We start from the raw sequence: 16,741 nt of genomic DNA on the forward strand, positions 1-16,741 counted from the left end.
TGGGAGCACCTCCCAGCGGTGGCTGGGGGAGTTTGAGGCGCGGGGGTCTGGGGGCGGAGCCCCGGGGAACGGGCGAAGGGCGGGGCGGGGAGCAGGCCGCGCAGCGGTACACCGGCCGCACCCGGCACGGCTAGCTACGGCGGAGGCCCGTCCAGGCGGGGTGGCGGGGGTCGTCCGCGCGGACGAGGACGTCGGCCGCCCGGGCCGGGTCCGTGTCCCGCGCGTAGCGGGCGAACGCCGGCAGGGTCCACCGTTCGGACTCCGGCGTCCGCCGCCCCAGCGCCCCCGCCGAGAGGCTGACGTGCACGCTCAGGTCGAACGGGAACCAGTGCCCCAGCAGCAGCGGCCCGTGCACGACCACCACCCCGCCCGGCGGCAGTTCGCCGTACGGGCTGCGCGTGGCCCGGTCGGTGACGGGGTCCCACAGGTCGGGCAGGACCCGCCCGCTGCCGCCGGGGTCCGTCGGCCCGAACACCTCGCGCCACAGCGCGCCCGTGTCGTACCAGCCCTGGAGGTACGCGTCCACGTCCTGCCGCCCGTACTCGAACCGCAATGAGGCCGGCCGCAGGAACCCCCCGGCGGCCACCACGAGCACCGCCCGGCCGCGCGAGCGCAGCGCCCCGGCCAGTTCCTCCGCCAGGACCCCGGTGTCGGCGGCCGGTGCGCCGTCGATGCCGACCCGTTGCCAGGTGTCGCCCCCGGCGGGCGCGTCGAGGTGGCCGGCGAGCCGCTCGGCCATCCGCTGCCAGGTGATCGCTTCCAGCTTCACGAGCCCATTGTCAGTGGTGCGTCCTAACGTTTTTCACGAGGGATCACCGGTGGAAAGGGAGCCGGCGGCCCTGCTCTTGGGGAGGGGTCTGTCATGGCTCGGGAGACGACGTATCTGGAGCTGTCGCAGGAGGACGGCGCGGCGCACAAGTTCTACGAGGTGACCGTGGACGGTGTGACCGTCTCGGTGCGCTACGGCCGCATCGGCGCGGCCGGCCAGCTGCAGAGCTCCTCGTTCCCGACGGCCGAGAAGGCCCGCGCGGCGGCCGCCAAGAAGATCGGCGAGAAGGTCCGCAAGGGGTACGCGCCGGCGGTGCGGGGGGCGCGCGCCGCCCGTTCGGTGACGCGGCGGCAGGTGGCGTCGGCGCCGTCCACGGCCCGCGCGGTGGCGCCGGTGCTGTGGCGCTTCCGCACCGGCTCCTCGGCCTTCGGGATCCACGTGGACGAGGACCGCTGCTGGGTGGGCAACCAGGCGGGGGACGTCTACACGGTGAGCCACGGCGGCGAGGTGCTGGCCCGCTACTCCCTGCCGGACGGGGTGAAGTGCCTGGTGGCGGACGAGTTCTGGATATACGCGGGCTGTGACGACGGCACGGTGTACGACCTGTCGTCGAAGGTGCCGTTCGGGGCGTACGGGATAGCCGCGGACGTGGACATCTACTGGCTCGACATCCACGAGGGCGTGCTCAACGTCTCCGACGCCGGTGGCGGTCTGACGGTCATCGACCACGAGGACGAGCACCAGTGGTCGCGGAAGTCCGCCGGTACCGGTGCCTGGATGGTCCGGGCGGACGAGCGGGCCGTCTACCACGGGCACAGCGCCGGTGTGACGGCGTACGCGGCCGACGGCACGGGCCAGTTGTGGCACACCGCGACGCCGGGCGGGGTGCTGTTCGGCTGGCAGGAGGAGCACGCGGTGTACGCGGGCACGGTGCGCAACACCGTGCAGCGCCTGTCGAAGGCGACGGGGCGGGTCGAGGCCTCGTACCCGTGCGACTCGGCGGTGTACTCGTGCGCGACGTCCCCGGACGGCCGGCACGTCTTCGCCGGCGACTCCTCCTCGTCGGTGTACTGCTTCGACGCGGACGGGCGCCGGCTGTGGAAGCTGGGTACCGGCGGGGGTTCGGCCCTGTCGATGCAGTACCTGGACGAGCGGCTGTACCTGGTCACCACGGACGGGTCGCTGGTGTGCGTGGACGCGAGCGAGGCGGCGATCGCCGCGGCCCAGCAGGGTTCGGTCCCGACCGCGGTGGACGTGAAGTCGGCGGCCGCGCTGCCGGTGTTCACCCCGGCGGCGTCCGCGGCGGCGGTGGCGACGGTCTCGGTGGCCGCGGTGCCGGCCGGCGGTGTGGTGGTGGAGTGCGTCCAGCAGGGCGGGCGGATGCGGGTGCAGGTGGTCTCGGAGGGCTTTCAGCACGGCTGGAACGTGCAGTTCCCGCGCGGGATCCGGGAGGCGGGCGCCCGGTACGTGGTGGACGGGCTGCACGCGGCGAGCGGGGGTTTCTACCGGGTGCGCGGGGAGATACGCCGGCTGGTCTGAGCGGCGCACCGGGGGTATTCGGGGCAGCCGCAGGGCACCGTGGCGCGGGGGGCCGGGGCGGCCACCGACCAGGGGTCGTCCTCGGTGAGGGCGCAGGTGATCTGGAGGACGACGGGCCGGGTGCCGAGGTTGCGGCCGAGGTGTACGTTGCCGGCGCCGGCCGGTTCGACGAAGGTGGCGCCGGTCGGGTGCACCTCCACGGTGCCGTCGGACAGGACGCGGGTGAGGGTGCCGGACTTGACGACCGCCATCAGCGGGACGTGGTGGTAGTGCCAGCCCGTGCAGCCGCCGGGGGCTATGACGACCTCCCGGCCGGTGAGGCCCGAGGGCTGCGTCTGCCGCGCCGCCGCCGCGGCACCGGGGCGCCGTACCGTCGCCTGTCGTCCACCCATGTGCTCCTCCTTGCCAGGGGCTCACGGTAGACAGACCTCATGACATCCAGTCGGATTTTATGAAAGGCCAACAACCCTTCCGCGTCAGGTGATATGGGGCTCGGCGGGCGGTATCACAACGACATGAGTCTCGTCGTCTTCGAGTCGCTGAAGCCGATCCACTGCGCCGCGTGCCGGCGGGGGCCGCTGCGGCACCTCGTCCGCGAATCCGGCGTGCCCCGCTGCCTGGACTGCGCCGATCTGGGCCATCTCGTCTACCTGCCGCGCGGTGACACGGCGCTCACCCGCCGGGCCCGGGAGGGCAGTTCGCTGCACGCCGTCGTGGTGCGCCGGCACAAGGGCCGCCGCCGCTACGAACGCCAGGGGCTGCTGGTGGAGGACGCCGCGCTGGCCCGCGCCGAGCGGGCCTGCCTCGCCGACGCCGATGCCCGGGCCCGACGCCGGGAGCGGGACCGGCTGCGCCGCGCGGCCGAGGACGTCCGCTTCACCGCCGCCTTCGCGGCCGAGATACGGCGGCTGTTCCCCGGCTGTCCGGCCGACCGCGCCCGGGCGATCGCCGCCCACGCGTCACTGCGCGGCAGCGGCCGGGTCGGGCGCACCGCCGCCGGCCGGGCGCTCGACGAACAGGCCGTGTCGGTCGCGGTACGGGCCGCGGTGCGGCACACCGACACCGAGTACGACGCGCTGCTGATGGCCGGGGTGCCCCGGTTCGCGGCCCGCGCCCGGCTGGCGGCGCGGATCGACGCGATCCTCGACGGCTGGCGTGCGGGGGCCGTCAGCTGAGGCGGAAGCGGCGGTAGAGGAGCGCCCCGCCGAGCAGCAGGGCGCCGCTGCCGGGCACCAGGTAGCCGAGCCCGTCGGAGCCGGTGTGGGCCAGGGCCGAGGGGTCCCGCGGAGCGGGCGGCGCCGGCGGGGCGGGCGGGGTCACCGGCCGCTGGGAGACCGGCGGCTGCACGGCGGGCGGCTGCGCCGGCTTGCCGCCGGTCGGGGTCTCGCCGTTCACGGAGGTGTTCCCGTGGGAGCCGTTGCCGACGCCGACGACGTTCACCGAGTTGCCGCTGACGTTCAGCGGGAGGTCCACGGGGAGCTGGACGCCGTTGCCGGACAGCAGCCCGGGGGAATCCTTTCCGCGCCCCTCGGCGCTCGCCCCTCCCCCGTGCCCGCCGGACCCGGGTTTCGACGGATGGGAGGGCCGCGGGTCCGGATTCCCCCCGCCCGCGGCGGTGTTGGTACAGCTGTTCCCGGCGGCGGAGTTCAGCACGCCGACCACGCTCACGGTGTTCCCGCACACGTTCACCGGGGCGTGCACGGGCAGCTGCACCAGGTTCCCGGAGAGCAGCCCCGGGGAGCGCTCGGTCTGCCCGCCCGCGTCGGCGTCGGCGTACGCGAAGCCGCCCACCCCCGCGACCGCCAGTCCGCCACCCGCGACCATCGCCGCGATCAAGCCGTTCCGACGAGTGTGACGCATCAGATTTCCTGCCTTCCGGAGGGTTTCAGGGCCATCGGGCCCGTACCGGAGACAACGCGGTAAACCCGTTCGGGTTATAGAGCCGGTAGGCATTTCACTCCATCGTGTACTGGGTAGTGCCTACTTCATGACTGAACGACCGCTCCTGCTGCTCGACGTGGACGGCCCGCTCAACCCGTTCCGGTCCCTCTTCGCAGGTCTGCGCGGCTACACCAGCCACCGGATGCGCCCGGACGTCTGGCTCTCCTACCGCGACCCGGAGTCCCGCAAGGCCCGGCGCGGCGTCCGGGTCCGCCTCCACCCCTCCCACGGCGCCCGGCTCCAGGCCCTGCCCTTCGAGCTGACCTGGGCCACGGCCTGGACGCACCAGGCCAACACCCTGATCTCCCCGCACATCGGGCTCCCCGCCGACCTGCCCGTGGTGGAGTGGCCGGAACTCTTCGCCGAGGACCCCGACGGCCTCTCCTGGAAGACCCGCCCGCTGCTCGACTGGGCGGCCGGCCGGTCCTTCGCCTGGGTCGACGACATGATCACCCCGCAGGACCGCGCCTGGGTGTCCGCCCACCACCCGGCACCGAGCCTCCTGCTGCGCGTCCATCCCCGCCACGGCCTGCGCGACCGGGACTTCGCGGCCCTGTCCGCCTGGGCGGGCGAGGTCAGCGCAGCAGGGCGCTGACCGGATCCGGGGACGGGCTGCCGGTGGGCCACCAGTCGTCGGCGTCCGGGCGGGACTCGTAGGCGTACCAGAGGCCCTCGCGGCCCAGGCGGAGCTGGCGGCTGCGGGCGGTGAGCCGGTTGCGCTCGGGCCGGAAGGGGCCCTGCCCGGCCGCGAGCAGGGCGGGCCGGGCCCGGTCGAAGGGCCCGGCCGGGGGGTCCCAGGGCTCGTCGAGCGCGGTGAGCGCGGGCAGACCCCCCTGCCGCCACGCCGCGGCGGCGCGGGCCAGGTCCGTGGTGCTGCGGCCGGTGGCGCGGGCCAGGTCCCGGTACAGGGTGCGGGCGGTGCCGGTGAGGCCCGAGGTCGGGTGCGCCGAGGCCAGCCGGACGGCGTCCTGCCAGAGGGTGAGCCCGCCGACGGGGTCCTCGGCCGTGGCGAGCAGGGCCAGCGCCCGGGCGGCCGCGTCCGTGGCGAGCTGCTCCAGCGCCAGCGGGTCGGGCGCGGCCGGATCGGCGGGGTAGGCGGGCGGCGGGCCCGCGACGGCGGGCGCGGCGAGCGGCGCCGGCAGCAGCGGCAGGCGGGTGCGGGCGAGCGCCGCCCGGGCCGGGACCCCGGGGAAGTCCGGCGCGGCGTCGGGCTGTTCGCGCGCCGCGTGGGCGGCGCTGCGCCGGCCCAGCTCGTCGAGGAGCTCGCGCTCGCCCCGGCCGCGCAGGAGCAGCAGGACGAAGGGGTCGGCGTCCAGGAGCCGGGCCGCCCGGTAGCAGAGGGCCGCGGCGTGCTTGCAGGGCGGCAGCACCGTGTCCGGGCAGGAACAGCGCGCCACGAGCTCGCCCGCGCCGGGCAGCACCGTCTGCGCGAGGGACTGCGGGACCTCCCGCTCCAGCAGCGCGGCGAGGGCCGAGGGGTCGGCGGCCAGCGCCTCCAGCAGGGCCGACCACTCGGCGTCCGCGAAGACGGGCAGGGTCAGCTCGGTGCGGTAGGGGCGGGCCCGGCTGCCCCGGACGTAGGCCACGATCCGGCCGGGCGTGACCGTGACCGCGTCGACGTGCCCTTCGGCGGCGTACGCCTGCCCGCGCCGCAGGCGGGCCGCGTCCTGCGCGCGCTCCTCCAGCGCGGCCGCCCAGGCCCGGCCCCACCAGGTCGCGGCCTCCACCCCGGCGGGCACGGTCTCGAAGGTGCGGCGGCGGTCGTCCCGTGCGGTGATCACGCCGGCCTCCGCAGGGAGACGAGATCGGCCAGCTCCCGGTCCGTCAGCTCGGTCAGCGCGGCCTCACCGGAGCCGAGCACGGCATCGGCCAGCGCCCGCTTGGCCTCCAGCAGTTCGGCGATGCGGTCCTCGACGGTGCCCTCGGCGATGATGCGGTGCACCTGGACGGGCTGGGTCTGGCCGATGCGGTAGGCGCGGTCGGTGGCCTGCTCCTCGACGGCCGGGTTCCACCAGCGGTCGTAGTGGATCACGTGCCCGGCACGGGTGAGGTTGAGGCCCGTCCCCGCGGCCTTGAGGGACAGCAGGAAGACGGGGACCTCACCGGACTGGAAGCGGTCGACGAGCTCCTCGCGGCGGGGCACGGGCGTGCCGCCGTGCAGGAGCTGCGAGGCGATGCCGCGGGAGGCGAGGTGCCGCTCCAGGATCCGGGCCATGGTCACGTACTGGGTGAAGACCAGGACCGAGCCGTCCTCGGCCAGGATCGTGTCCAGCAGCTCGTCGAGCAGGGCGAGCTTGCCCGAGCGGTGCGCGAGGCGGGGCTCCGCCCCCTTCGGTCCGTGCCCCATAGGGCCGTGGTCCTTCGGGGCGTGCTCCTTCGGGCCGAACTCCTTCAAGAACTGGGCCGGGTGGTTGCAGATCTGCTTGAGCGAGGCCAGCAGCTTCATGATCATGCCGCGCCGCTCCATGCCCTCGCTGCCCTCGATCACGGCCATCGCCTCGTCCACCGCGGCCTGGTAGAGGGAGACCTGCTCACGGGTCAGGGACACCGGATGGTCCGTCTCCGTCTTCGGGGGCAGCTCGGGGGCGATGCCGGGATCGGACTTCTTGCGGCGCAGCAGGAACGGCCGGACGAGCGCGGCCAGCCGGGCCACCGCCGCCTCGTTGCCCCCGTCCTCCTCCTGCTGGTGCTCGACCGGGCGGGCGTGCCGGGCCCGGAAGGCGGTGAGCGGGCCCAGCAGTCCCGGCGTCGTCCAGTCGAGCAGCGCCCACAGCTCGGAGAGGTTGTTCTCGACGGGGGTGCCCGTCAGGGCCACCCGGGCCGGCGACGGGATCGTGCGCAGCGCCTTCGCCGTCGCCGAGTGCGGGTTCTTGACGTGCTGGGCCTCGTCCGCGACGACCAGGCCCCAGCTCTGCCCGGCCAGCCGGGCGGCCGCCGCGCGCATGGTCCCGTACGTGGTGAGGACGAAGCCCCCGTCCTCCAGCCCGTCGAGGCTGCGGCCGGCGCCGTGGAAGCGGCGCACGGGGGTGCCGGGGGCGAACTTCTCGATCTCCCGCTGCCAGTTGCCCAGCAGCGAAGCCGGGCAGACCACGAGGGTGGGTTCGGGGCGGGCCCGGTGCAGGTGCAGCGCGATCAGGGTGACCGTCTTGCCCAGGCCCATGTCATCGGCGAGGCAGCCGCCCAGCCCGAGCGAGGTCATCAGGTCCAGCCAGGCCAGCCCGCGCAGCTGGTAGTCCCGCAGGGTCGCCTTCAGGGCCGCGGGTGCCGCGACCGGGGGAAGCTCCCCGGTGAGCCGGTCCCGCAGGGCGGCCAGCGCGCCGACGGGCACCACGGGCACCGGATCCCCGCCGACCTCGGCCTCGCCGCTCAGTACGGTGGCCAGCGCGTCGACCGGGTCCAGCAGGCCCAGCTCCCGCTTGCGCGCCTTGCGCACGAGCTCGGGATCGACCCGCACCCACTGGTCGCGCAGCCGCACCACGGGCCGGTGGGCCTGCGCGAGCGCGTCCATCTCGCCCGGGGTGAGCCGGTCCCCGCCGAGGGCCAGCTCCCAGGAGAACGCGAACAGCGCGGCCGCGTCGAAGAAGGCGGTGCCGTCGGTCGCGGAACCCGGCGCGGCCGGCCGTACGACGGCGGTCGCCGAGAGCGTACGGGCCAGCTCGCGCGGCCAGTGCACGGGCACTCCGGCCGCCGCCAGCCTGGTCGCGGCGGTGCCCAGCAGGTCCTCCAGCTCGGGGTCCGACAGCGGGAGGGCGTCCGGCACCGGCTGGTCGAGCAGGCGCAGCAGCGGCGGCCAGACCCTGGCCGCGCGGCGCAGCGCGAGCACGGCGTCGATCCGGGCGCGCGGACCGAATCCGGCGGCCGCCGCTCCGGCCCACAGCAGCCCCGCGTCGGTGACCAGGGTCGGATCGGCCAGGCTGTGCACCTGGACCACGGCCGCCCCGGCGCGGCGGACGTCCTCCGGCTCGGCCTCGTCGAACAGGCGGAAGGAGGACAGGTCGAGCCGGAGCGAGATCCCCACCCCGGCATCGGCGCCGGCCGCGACCTGCGCGGCCCACTCCTGTATCCCCGGCACCCGCTGCGGCTCCCGGGCCGCGAACGGCCGCCCGGAGGCGAAGGGCGCGGCGGGCGTGCGCGGCAGCACGTCGGCGACGGCGTCGAGGAACGCCCGGACCAGGGCCTCGGGCTCGGGCAGGGCCGTCGGCCGGCGTCCGGCGAGCGGGGTGGCGTACGCCTCGTACGGCAGGGCGGCCGCGACGGCGCGCAGGTACCCGACGTCGGCGGCGTCCAGCGGCCCGGCACGCCAGGCGTCGACCCCGTCGGCGGTGAGCCCCGGCAGCAGGCGGCCCCGCGCGGCGAGGGACAGCGCCTGCGTGGCGGCGGTGCCCCAGGCGCGGCTGGCGGGATGCGCGGCGGGACTGCGGGCGGCCCGCACCAGCACGGGCAGGGCGGCGGCCACCGACAGCGCCACCGCGGGCACCGTGCGCGTGCGGACGCCGTCCCCGTGCGGCCGGACCACCTTCAGCGGATGCGGGGTCCCCAGCTCGGGCAGCGGGTCCCCCTCCGGGCACCAGAACGCCACCCGCCCCTCCCGGGGCACGGCGGCGGGGAGGAACACGGCGGCGCGGCGCAGCAACGACTGCTGCGGCTGCGGCTGCGCGGTCACGGGGTCCCCCTCCCTGGCGCTCGGCTCCGCCCGGTCATGGCGGATCCACTGCCGCCGAGTCTAGGCGGGCCCACTGACAACCGGCGCTGACCTGCGGATACGCCGGGCCTGCCGGCGGGGGCGGTCAGCGTGACCAGCGGCCGAGTTCGCCCGCGAAGCCGTACTCGGGCCGGCCCGTGGCGGCACTGGTGCGCCAGGGCACGCCGTCGTCGTCCAGGCGGAGGGTGCCGGACCCGCCGGGTCCGCTCCAGCGCAGTTCGAGGTACCAGTCGCAGTCGCAGCCCGTGGCGGCCGCGGTCACCCGGAGCACGGCCGGGTCGGTCGCCGAGACGCGCAGCGGGAAGGCCGGCGCGGGGAGCCGGGTCCCGGAGTCGTTGCCCGCGACGGGCCGGGCCAGGGGTCTCGGCGCGTCCAGGTTCACGGCGAAGCCGGCCGGGGTGAGGCCCCCGCCGCAGCCCGGGGACATCTGGTAGACGTTCCAGGCCGGCGGGGTCCGGCGCCCGGCGACCCGCACCTCCAGCCCCTGGAGCACGACGGCCTGGTCCCCGGTGCCGTGCAGGGTGACCTCGACGGTCTGGGTCCCGGCGTGCACGGCCCGCTGCGCCCGCGCCCAGGCGGGCGCGTCCGCCTCCACGGGCGGCGCGGGGACGGACTCCGGGGCCTTCTCGGACACGTACGCGTGGTCGCAGCCGGCGGCCCACACGTGGGACCGGACGGCGGCCTTGAGCGGCGCCGCCACCGGCCCGGGCGGGGGCGTCGGCGGGGCCGCCCCCTGGCTGCCGGAAGGAGCCGGGGCGGGCGGGGCCGTCTCCGGCGGGCCCGCGCTCACGGAGGCGGTCGGCCCGCCCGGTACGGCCGAGGCCGCCGGTCCGGCGGGACGACCGTCGGCCCCCGTCCCGGCCCCCGTCCCGGCCCCTGTCCCGGCCCCCGCCGCGGCCCCCGTCCCGACCCCCGTGGCCCCCGCCGCCGGACCCGTCTGCGGGGCCCGCGAATCGGGCCCGGCCGCCGCCAGCACGCCGGCGGCCACGGCGGCCGCCACCACCCCGACCACCCCCACCACCCCCCGCCGGTACCACCCCGCACCCCGCACCCCGCACCCGGCCCCGGGAGCCACCGCAGCCCCCGCCCCGGCACCGGTACCGGCTCCAGTCCCGGAATCCGCCACGGCAGCACCGGCCCCGGATCCGACTCCGGGATCCGCCGCAGCCCCTGACCGGGCGTCCGCCCGGGACCCGGAGCCGGGATCCGCCCCGGCCCCGGCCTCCGCACCGACCCCAGCCGCAGCCCCGGCCCCGGCCCCGGGCCCCGGCACGGCCCCGGCCCCCGACGGGGCCCGGCGGCGGGCGTCCGCCAGGAGCCAGGCGCGGTGCAGGGCCAGTGCCTCCTCCCGCGCGGCCCCGCAGGCGCGGGCGAAGCGGTCCACCACGGCGAACTCCGCCGGCACCGCCTCCCCCGCGCAGTACCGGTGCAGCGTCGAGGTGCTCGTGTGCAGCCGCTTCGCGAGCACCCCGTAACTCAGTCCGCCACGCTCCTTCAGCTCCCGCATCAGGCGCGCGAATTCCTCGGTCTCCGGCTCGGCCACGCCGCTCCCCCGTCCCATGACTCCGTTCCACCCCAGGGGTGTTCCCCCAGGTGACGGCACGTACAGCCGTTCCAGTGTCCCGGTTCCGCCGCAAACAGTGGCCCAACGCCCCCGGTCGGGGAAGGCTGTTCGGACAACGACCGCACGTACTGCTCTACGGGGAGACACCGTGTTCCGACGCACCGACCACCGCACCACCCGCACCACCCGCGTCCCGGCCTTCGTGGCCACCGCCCTCGCGGCCGCGGCCGCCCTCGCCCTCACCGCCTCCGGCACGGCCACCGCCGCCGCCGCCCCCGGGTTCCTGAACGGCACCGACCTGCCCCCGCACCCCTCCTCCCCCTGGTACTCCGGCAAGATCACCAAGGGGCTGCCCGAGGACGCGCCGTTCTGCCTGGACGGGGTGCTTCCGGCGGCCGGCAGCTGGCACCGCGCGTTCGGCACCGAGTTCGACACCGGCGCCGTCCAGATCTCCGTGCGCGCCGCCTCCGACGCCGCCGCCGCGAAGCTCGCCACCGCCCTGGAGCGCAAGGTCGCCGCCTGCGCGGCGGACTGGCTGCGCACGAACCCGGGCGGCACGGCCTCCTGGCAGGACTACGGGAAGCTGGCCGTCGAGGAGGGCGCGCACGTCTACGGCGTCGGCGCCTCCGTCCCGGACTCCGAGCCGGGCGTGCACCTGTACGGGATCGGGCGCGACGGCTCCACCGTGACCGTCGTGAAGTGGGGCCAGATGGGCAACCTGCCCGACGCCCCCGTGGCCGCCTTCAAGAAGACGACCACGACGGCCGTGAACAAGCTCAACCCCTGACGCCCCCCGGGGCCGCCCCCGCGGTGGGACCATGGAACCGAGGCCTCCACCCGAGCTCCCGAGCCGAGGCGATGGTCATGCGTACCGGAAACGAGCCGGTCACCGCCCGCAGTCCGCTGCGGCTGCGGTTCTGGCTGAGCCTGTGGGGGCTGCTCTGGGCCGCCGCCGGGGCGGCCGCGTTCTCGCTGGCCGGCCGTCCCGGATGGGCGGCCGCCTGCGCGGCGCTCGCGCTGGTGGCCGCCGTGGACCTGGCCGTCGTCGCCCGGCACATCCACCAGGGCCCGCACTACCAGCCGGGCCCGGACGTCCCCCCGTACGAGCCTCCGCGCACCCGCTAGACGGGACGGCCTAGCCGTCGAAGCGGGCCGCCGCCAGGTATTCGGGCTGCGGGTCGAGGGCGGCGGCGAGCCGGAAGTGGCGGCGGGCCTGCTCGGGGCGCCCGGCCCGCTGGTGGGTGCGGGCGAGCGCGAAGTGGGCGAAGGCGTTGTCCGGCTCCCGCTCCAGCACCAGCTCGAACTCCAGCTGTGCGGGCCGCAGCTGCGCCGCGGCGAAGAAGGCCCGGGCGCGCAGCAGCCGGGCGGCGGTGTTCTCGGGGTGCGCGGCTATGACGGAGTCGAGCAGCCGGACCGCGCCGCGCGGGTCCCGGGCGGCGAGCAGCTGCTCGGCGGCCCGGTAGTCGATGACGTGCGTCTCGGGGCTCGCGGAACCCGACGACCCGGCGGATCCGGATCCGGATTCCGATCCGGGTCCGGGTCCGGTGGACGGCGGCGGCGGGGGCGTGGTGTCGGACACGTTGTCTTCCCTTCCCTCTACGGGCGCGTTCAACGCCCTCCGCCGCTGCGGCTATTCCGCCGCGGCGCGCGTGGTGAGCTCCTCCCAGACCTTGCGCACCTGGGGCTCCAGCGCCTCCAGCGGCCCGTCGTTGTCGATCACGAGCGTGGCCACCGCCAGCCGCTGCTCCCGCGTGGCCTGGGCCGCCATCCGGGCGCGGGCCTCCTCCTCGGTCATCCCGCGCAGTGCGGTCAGCCGGGCCAGCTGCGTGCCGGGGGCGGCGTCCACGACCACGACGAGGTCGTACAGGGGGGCGAGGCCGTTCTCCGTGAGGAGCGGTACGTCGTGCACGACGATCGCGTCGGGTCCCGCGGCCCCCTCCAGTTCGGCGGACCGGGCCCCGACGAGCGGGTGCACGATGGCGTTGAGGGTCTGGAGCTTCGCCGGGTCGGAGAAGACGACCGCCCCCAGCTTGGGGCGGTCCAGCCGTCCGTCGGCGGTGAGTACGGAGTCCCCGAAGGCCTCCACCACGGCCGCGAGTCCGGGCGTGCCCGGCTCCACGACCTCCCGTGCGATCCGGTCGGCGTCGACGACGACCGCCCCGTACCCCGCCAGCAGCCGCGAGACCTCGCTCTTGCCGGCACCGATTCCGCCTGTCAGGCCCACTTTCAGCATGGTCAGCACCCTAGGCGGTGTCCCTCTCCCGAGGAACACCGCCCGCCGGACCCGGACGCCTAGCCTTCGCCCTCGCGCTCCGCCAGGAACCGCTCGAACTCGCGGCCGATCTCGTCCGCCGACGGCAGCTCGGCCGGTTCGGCGATCATGTTGCCCCGGGTCTCGGCGCCGGCGGCGGCGTCGTACTGGTGCTCCAGGCCCTGGACGAGGCTGACGAGTTCCTCGTCGCCCTCGCGGATCTGCCGGTCGATCTCCGTCTGCGTGCGGTGCGCCTCGGTGCGCAGGGCGTGCGCGACGGCCGGCAGGACCAGCCCGGTGGCGGCCGTGATGGCCTCCAGGGCGGTCAGCGCCGCGTCCGGGTACGGGGAGCGGGCGACGTAGTGCGGGACGTGTGCGGCGACGCCGAGCACGTCGTGTCCGGCCTGGGCGAGGCGGAACTCGACCAGCGATTCCGCGCTGCCGGGCACCTGGGCCTCGTCGAAGGGGCTGCGGTGGCCGGGCATCAGGTCGGTCCGGTTGCCGTGCGGGGTGATGCCGACGGGCCGGGTGTGGGGGACGCCCATGGGGATGCCGTGGAAGTTGACCGAGAGGCGGACGCCGAGGCGCTCGACGATCTGCCGGACGGCGACGGCGAAGCGCTCCCACTCGACGTCCGGCTCGGGGCCGGAGAACAGCAGGAACGGCGCGCCGGTGGCGTCCTGGACCAGGCGCACCTCCAGGCGGGGCTCCTCGAACTCGGTCCAGTGGTCGCGCTGGAAGGTCAGCAGCGGGCGGCGGGCCCGGTAGTCCACCAGCCGGTCCGCGTCGAAGCGGGCGACCACCTGGTGGGGCAGGGTGTCGAGGAGGCGTTCGACGATCTGCTCGCCGGTCTCGCCCGCGTCGATGTACCCCTCGAAGTGGTACAGCATGACCAGTCCGGCCGAGTCCTGGGTGAGCGCCAGGTCCGCCACCGCCAGACCCTTGGCATCCCATTCGTACAGACCCTGTGGATCAAGCACTGTCACCACTCCTCCCTCGCGCCGTGTTCCCTGCGAAGAACGTCCGGGGCCGCGCGGCCATTCCCGGGCCGGCGGCATTAACACGAACGCAACGCGACGAAGGGCGGACCGCGGGTGGCGGTGGGGCACGTACCCGGGAACGTATCCGGGAACGCGGCGAGGCCCGCCCCCCGAAGGGGACGGGCCTCGTCGTTCAGCTCAGCTCAGCTCAGCTCACACCGGAGTGTGATCGCGCTGCGATCAGCTCTGGCCGCCGGCCAGCTTCTCGCGGAGCGCGGCCAGGGCCTCGTCCGACGCCAGGGCGCCGGAGGTCTCGTCCGCACCCTCGGAGGAGTACGAACCACCGGAGACGCCCGCACCGGCGTTGCCACCGGCGGCCGGGGCGGCAGCGCCCTCGGCGGCAGCGGCCTCGTCGGCCTCGCGGCTCTTGATGACCTGGGCCTGGTGCTGCTCGAAGCGGACCTGCGCCTCGGCGTACTGGCGCTCCCACGTCTCGCGCTGGGTCTCGTAGCCCTCGAGCCAGTCGTTGGTCTCGGGGTCGAAGCCCTCGGGGTAGATGTAGTTGCCCTGGTCGTCGTAGGACGCGGCCATGCCGTACAGGGTCGGGTCGAACTCGACCGACGCCGGGTCGGCACCGAAGGACTCGTTGGCCTGCTTGAGGGACAGCGAGATCCGGCGACGCTCGAGGTCGATGTCGATGACCTTGACGAAGATCTCGTCGTTGACCTGGACGACCTGCTCCGGGATCTCCACGTGGCGCTCGGCCAGCTCGGAGATGTGGACCAGACCCTCGATGCCCTCGTCCACGCGGACGAACGCACCGAACGGAACCAGCTTGGTGACCTTACCCGGGACGACCTGGCCGATCTGGTGGGTCCGGGCGAACTGCTGCCACGGGTCCTCCTGCGTCGCCTTCAGCGACAGGGAGACACGCTCGCGGTCCATGTCGACGTCGAGGACCTCGACGGTGACTTCCTGACCGACCTCGACGACCTCGGACGGGTGGTCGATGTGCTTCCAGGACAGCTCGGAGACGTGGACGAGACCGTCGACGCCGCCCAGGTCCACGAAGGCACCGAAGTTGACGATCGAGGAGACGACGCCGGAGCGGACCTGACCCTTCTGCAGGGTGGTGAGGAACGTCTGGCGAACCTCGGACTGGGTCTGCTCGAGCCAGGCGCGGCGGGACAGGACCACGTTGTTGCGGTTCTTGTCCAGCTCGATGATCTTCGCCTCGAGCTCCTTGCCCACGTAGGGCTGGAGGTCGCGGACGCGGCGCATCTCGACGAGGGAGGCCGGCAGGAAGCCACGGAGGCCGATGTCGAGGATGAGACCACCCTTGACGACCTCGATGACGGTACCGGTGACGATGCCGTCTTCTTCCTTGATCTTCTCGATCGTGCCCCAGGCACGCTCGTACTGAGCGCGCTTCTTGGACAGGATCAGGCGGCCTTCCTTGTCCTCCTTCTGGAGAACCAGGGCCTCGATCTCGTCGCCGACCTTGACGACCTCGTTCGGGTCGACGTCGTGCTTGATCGAGAGCTCGCGGCTCGGGATCACGCCTTCGGTCTTGTAACCGATGTCGAGCAGGACCTCGTCCCGGTCGACCTTCACGATGACGCCGTCGACGATGTCGCCGTCGTTGAAGTACTTGATCGTCTCGTCGATCGCGGCCAGGAAGGCTTCCGCGTTACCGATGTCGTTGACCGCTACCTGCGGAGGGGTGGTGGCGGTGGTCTCGGTGCTGCTCGTCATGTGGGAAAGGGCTCCGGTTACGGACAGAAAGTCGTAGGTACTGCTACGCCGGGAGCCCTTATCGGCACCTGCCGAAGAAGCCGGACAGCCAAAGAAGCCCCAAGATCCCCTGAAAGGGGGAAGGGCCTCGAAAACCGAGGGGACATTCAACAGATGCAAGCGCAGCCTGCTAGGTCTGAGGAGCACAGGCTCGCAGCGCAACTTGTAGCATACGGGGGCAGCCGGACAGGGTCAATGCGCGAAGGCGCACACCGCGGGCAGATCACCGCATAACCGGCGCAATTCGTGTGCGGGGACGCGGTGATGAGCGCTCCGCACGAGTTTTTTCCGGCCCACCCGGACCACCGAGCACCACCCAGCACCACCCAGCCATCCGCAGACTACGACGACGGGCCCCATGAACCAAGAGGACTACGCCCCCGAGAACGCCGACGCCGAGGACTTCGAGGACGACGCCGAGGCCACCCGGCGCGACGCCGGCGAAGCGGAGAGCAGCCGGGCCAGCCGCGGCTGGTGGGACCGCAACGCCGACGAGTACCAGAGCGAGCACGGCTCCTTCCTCGGCGACGACCGCTTCGTCTGGGGCCCCGAGGGCCTCGACGAGGCCGACGCCGCACTGCTGGGCCCCGCCGCCTCCCTCAAGGGCAAGGACGTCCTGGAGATCGGCGCCGGTGCCGCCCAGTGCTCGCGCTGGCTCGCCGCGCAGGGCGCCCGCCCGGTCGCCCTGGACCTCTCCCACCGCCAGCTCCAGCACGCCCTGCGCATCGGCGGCGACGTCCCGCTCGTCGAGGCCGACGCCGGCCGGCTGCCCTTCCGCGACGGCTCCTTCGACCTCGCCTGCTCCGCGTACGGGGCGGTCCCCTTCGTCGCCGACCCGGTGAACGTCATGCGGGAGGTGCGCCGCGTGCTGCGCCCCGGCGGCCGCTGGGTCTTCTCGGTCACCCACCCGATCCGCTGGGCCTTCCCCGACGAGGCGGGCCCCGAGGGGCTCTCCGTCTCCGCGTCCTACTTCGACCGGACCCCGTACGTGGAGCAGGACGAGCAGGGCCGCGCCGTCTACGTCGAGCACCACCGCACGGTCGGCGACCGGGTCCGCGACGTGGTCGCGGGCGGCTTCCGGCTGCTGGACCTGGTGGAGCCGGAGTGGCCGGAGTGGAACGCCGAGGAGTGGGGCGGCTGGTCCCCGCTGCGCGGCAACCTGATCCCGGGCACCGCGATCTTCGTGTGCGAGAGGGACTGA

16 protein-coding genes are annotated in these 16,741 nt (G+C 74.7%); 6 read left to right on the forward strand and 10 right to left on the reverse strand.

Annotation, left to right across the window (positions count from 1 at the left end):
• Positions 1-130: 130 nt before the first annotated feature.
• Entirely contained in the window at positions 131-769 is a 639-nt protein-coding gene (locus tag ACQKM2_RS22515; RefSeq protein ID WP_427712287.1) for a uridine kinase, read from the reverse strand.
• A gap of 93 nt (positions 770-862) precedes the next feature.
• Between ACQKM2_RS22515 and ACQKM2_RS22520 the strand changes: the two genes are divergently transcribed.
• Positions 863-2,308: a WGR domain-containing protein gene (locus ACQKM2_RS22520; protein ID WP_427712289.1), complete on the forward strand. Its 1,446-nt coding sequence runs from the start codon at positions 863-865 to the stop codon at positions 2,306-2,308.
• On the opposite strand, the gene ACQKM2_RS22525 is transcribed toward ACQKM2_RS22520, so the two are convergent.
• Positions 2,272-2,700 carry a cupin domain-containing protein gene (locus tag ACQKM2_RS22525; protein ID WP_427712291.1) on the reverse strand — a complete coding sequence of 143 codons (429 nt, stop codon included), beginning with the start codon at positions 2,698-2,700 and terminating at the stop codon, positions 2,272-2,274. The genes ACQKM2_RS22520 and ACQKM2_RS22525 overlap by 37 nt on opposite strands.
• A 123-nt stretch (positions 2,701-2,823) precedes the next feature.
• Between ACQKM2_RS22525 and ACQKM2_RS22530 the strand changes: the two genes are divergently transcribed.
• Complete coding sequence (locus ACQKM2_RS22530; RefSeq protein ID WP_427712294.1) at positions 2,824-3,483, forward strand: DUF2293 domain-containing protein; 660 nt, start codon at positions 2,824-2,826, stop codon at positions 3,481-3,483.
• Here ACQKM2_RS22530 and ACQKM2_RS22535 read toward each other — a convergent pair.
• Complete coding sequence (locus tag ACQKM2_RS22535) at positions 3,476-4,168, reverse strand: chaplin (RefSeq protein WP_427712297.1); 693 nt, start codon at positions 4,166-4,168, stop codon at positions 3,476-3,478. The genes ACQKM2_RS22530 and ACQKM2_RS22535 overlap by 8 nt on opposite strands.
• A gap of 127 nt (positions 4,169-4,295) precedes the next feature.
• Between ACQKM2_RS22535 and ACQKM2_RS22540 the strand changes: the two genes are divergently transcribed.
• Complete coding sequence (locus ACQKM2_RS22540) at positions 4,296-4,844, forward strand: hypothetical protein (protein WP_427712300.1); 549 nt, start codon at positions 4,296-4,298, stop codon at positions 4,842-4,844.
• Here the strand turns inward: ACQKM2_RS22540 and ACQKM2_RS22545 are convergent.
• The 3 genes from ACQKM2_RS22545 to ACQKM2_RS22555 all read right to left on the reverse strand — a co-directional run bounded on the left by ACQKM2_RS22545 (position 4,825) and on the right by ACQKM2_RS22555 (position 10,512).
• Positions 4,825-6,030, reverse strand: coding sequence for an SWIM zinc finger family protein (locus ACQKM2_RS22545; protein WP_427712302.1), 1,206 nt, complete (start codon positions 6,028-6,030; stop codon positions 4,825-4,827). The genes ACQKM2_RS22540 and ACQKM2_RS22545 overlap by 20 nt on opposite strands.
• A complete protein-coding gene (locus tag ACQKM2_RS22550) occupies positions 6,027-8,912 on the reverse strand; it encodes a DEAD/DEAH box helicase (RefSeq protein ID WP_427712304.1) in 2,886 nt (961 codons plus the stop codon). The genes ACQKM2_RS22545 and ACQKM2_RS22550 overlap by 4 nt, the downstream gene beginning before the upstream one ends.
• A 124-nt stretch (positions 8,913-9,036) precedes the next feature.
• The gene (locus tag ACQKM2_RS22555) at positions 9,037-10,512 is read right to left on the reverse strand and encodes a helix-turn-helix domain-containing protein (protein ID WP_427712306.1); all 1,476 of its coding nucleotides are present in this window, start codon (positions 10,510-10,512) and stop codon (positions 9,037-9,039) included.
• Positions 10,513-10,663: 151 nt separating this feature from the next.
• Between ACQKM2_RS22555 and ACQKM2_RS22560 the strand changes: the two genes are divergently transcribed.
• Together ACQKM2_RS22560 and ACQKM2_RS22565 are read left to right on the forward strand one after the other, a co-directional pair.
• Positions 10,664-11,302 carry a hypothetical protein gene (locus ACQKM2_RS22560; RefSeq protein ID WP_427712308.1) on the forward strand — a complete coding sequence of 213 codons (639 nt, stop codon included), beginning with the start codon at positions 10,664-10,666 and terminating at the stop codon, positions 11,300-11,302.
• A gap of 77 nt (positions 11,303-11,379) precedes the next feature.
• A complete protein-coding gene (locus ACQKM2_RS22565) occupies positions 11,380-11,640 on the forward strand; it encodes a DUF6343 family protein (protein ID WP_427712311.1) in 261 nt (86 codons plus the stop codon).
• A gap of 10 nt (positions 11,641-11,650) precedes the next feature.
• Here ACQKM2_RS22565 and ACQKM2_RS22570 read toward each other — a convergent pair whose 3' ends face one another.
• The 4 genes from ACQKM2_RS22570 to rpsA all read right to left on the reverse strand — a co-directional run bounded on the left by ACQKM2_RS22570 (position 11,651) and on the right by rpsA (position 15,501).
• Positions 11,651-11,983: a tetratricopeptide repeat protein gene (locus ACQKM2_RS22570; protein WP_427712535.1), complete on the reverse strand. Its 333-nt coding sequence runs from the start codon at positions 11,981-11,983 to the stop codon at positions 11,651-11,653.
• A gap of 162 nt (positions 11,984-12,145) precedes the next feature.
• A complete protein-coding gene (gene coaE, locus ACQKM2_RS22575) occupies positions 12,146-12,748 on the reverse strand; it encodes a dephospho-CoA kinase (protein ID WP_427712314.1) in 603 nt (200 codons plus the stop codon).
• Between the two features lie 59 nt (positions 12,749-12,807).
• Positions 12,808-13,746, reverse strand: a complete 939-nt coding sequence (locus tag ACQKM2_RS22580; RefSeq protein ID WP_427712315.1) for a PAC2 family protein — start codon at positions 13,744-13,746, stop codon at positions 12,808-12,810.
• A gap of 240 nt (positions 13,747-13,986) precedes the next feature.
• A complete protein-coding gene (rpsA, locus tag ACQKM2_RS22585; protein ID WP_007263497.1) occupies positions 13,987-15,501 on the reverse strand; it encodes a 30S ribosomal protein S1 in 1,515 nt (504 codons plus the stop codon).
• A 397-nt stretch (positions 15,502-15,898) separates the two neighbouring features.
• Between rpsA and ACQKM2_RS22590 the strand changes: the two genes are divergently transcribed.
• Positions 15,899-16,741 carry a class I SAM-dependent methyltransferase gene (locus ACQKM2_RS22590; RefSeq protein WP_427712318.1) on the forward strand — a complete coding sequence of 281 codons (843 nt, stop codon included), beginning with the start codon at positions 15,899-15,901 and terminating at the stop codon, positions 16,739-16,741.

It is taken from the genome of Streptomyces sp. NPDC004126, from assembly GCF_050275515.1.
Taxonomy (GTDB): domain Bacteria; phylum Actinomycetota; class Actinomycetes; order Streptomycetales; family Streptomycetaceae; genus Streptomyces.

Excerpts from the sequence above, each read along its gene's own strand:
- ACQKM2_RS22590 (WP_427712318.1), top strand. The coding sequence starts at position 15,899 with ATGAACCAAGAGGACTACGCCCCCGAGAACGCCGACGCCGAGGACTTC.
- ACQKM2_RS22565 (WP_427712311.1), top strand. The coding sequence starts at position 11,380 with ATGCGTACCGGAAACGAGCCGGTCACCGCCCGCAGTCCGCTGCGGCTG.
- ACQKM2_RS22555 (WP_427712306.1), bottom strand. The coding sequence starts at position 10,512 with ATGGGACGGGGGAGCGGCGTGGCCGAGCCGGAGACCGAGGAATTCGCG.
- ACQKM2_RS22540 (WP_427712300.1), top strand. The coding sequence starts at position 4,296 with ATGACTGAACGACCGCTCCTGCTGCTCGACGTGGACGGCCCGCTCAAC.
- ACQKM2_RS22520 (WP_427712289.1), top strand. The coding sequence starts at position 863 with ATGGCTCGGGAGACGACGTATCTGGAGCTGTCGCAGGAGGACGGCGCG.
- ACQKM2_RS22525 (WP_427712291.1), bottom strand. The coding sequence starts at position 2,700 with ATGGGTGGACGACAGGCGACGGTACGGCGCCCCGGTGCCGCGGCGGCG.
- ACQKM2_RS22530 (WP_427712294.1), top strand. The coding sequence starts at position 2,824 with ATGAGTCTCGTCGTCTTCGAGTCGCTGAAGCCGATCCACTGCGCCGCG.
- ACQKM2_RS22535 (WP_427712297.1), bottom strand. The coding sequence starts at position 4,168 with ATGCGTCACACTCGTCGGAACGGCTTGATCGCGGCGATGGTCGCGGGT.
- rpsA (WP_007263497.1), bottom strand. The coding sequence starts at position 15,501 with ATGACGAGCAGCACCGAGACCACCGCCACCACCCCTCCGCAGGTAGCG.
- coaE (WP_427712314.1), bottom strand. The coding sequence starts at position 12,748 with ATGCTGAAAGTGGGCCTGACAGGCGGAATCGGTGCCGGCAAGAGCGAG.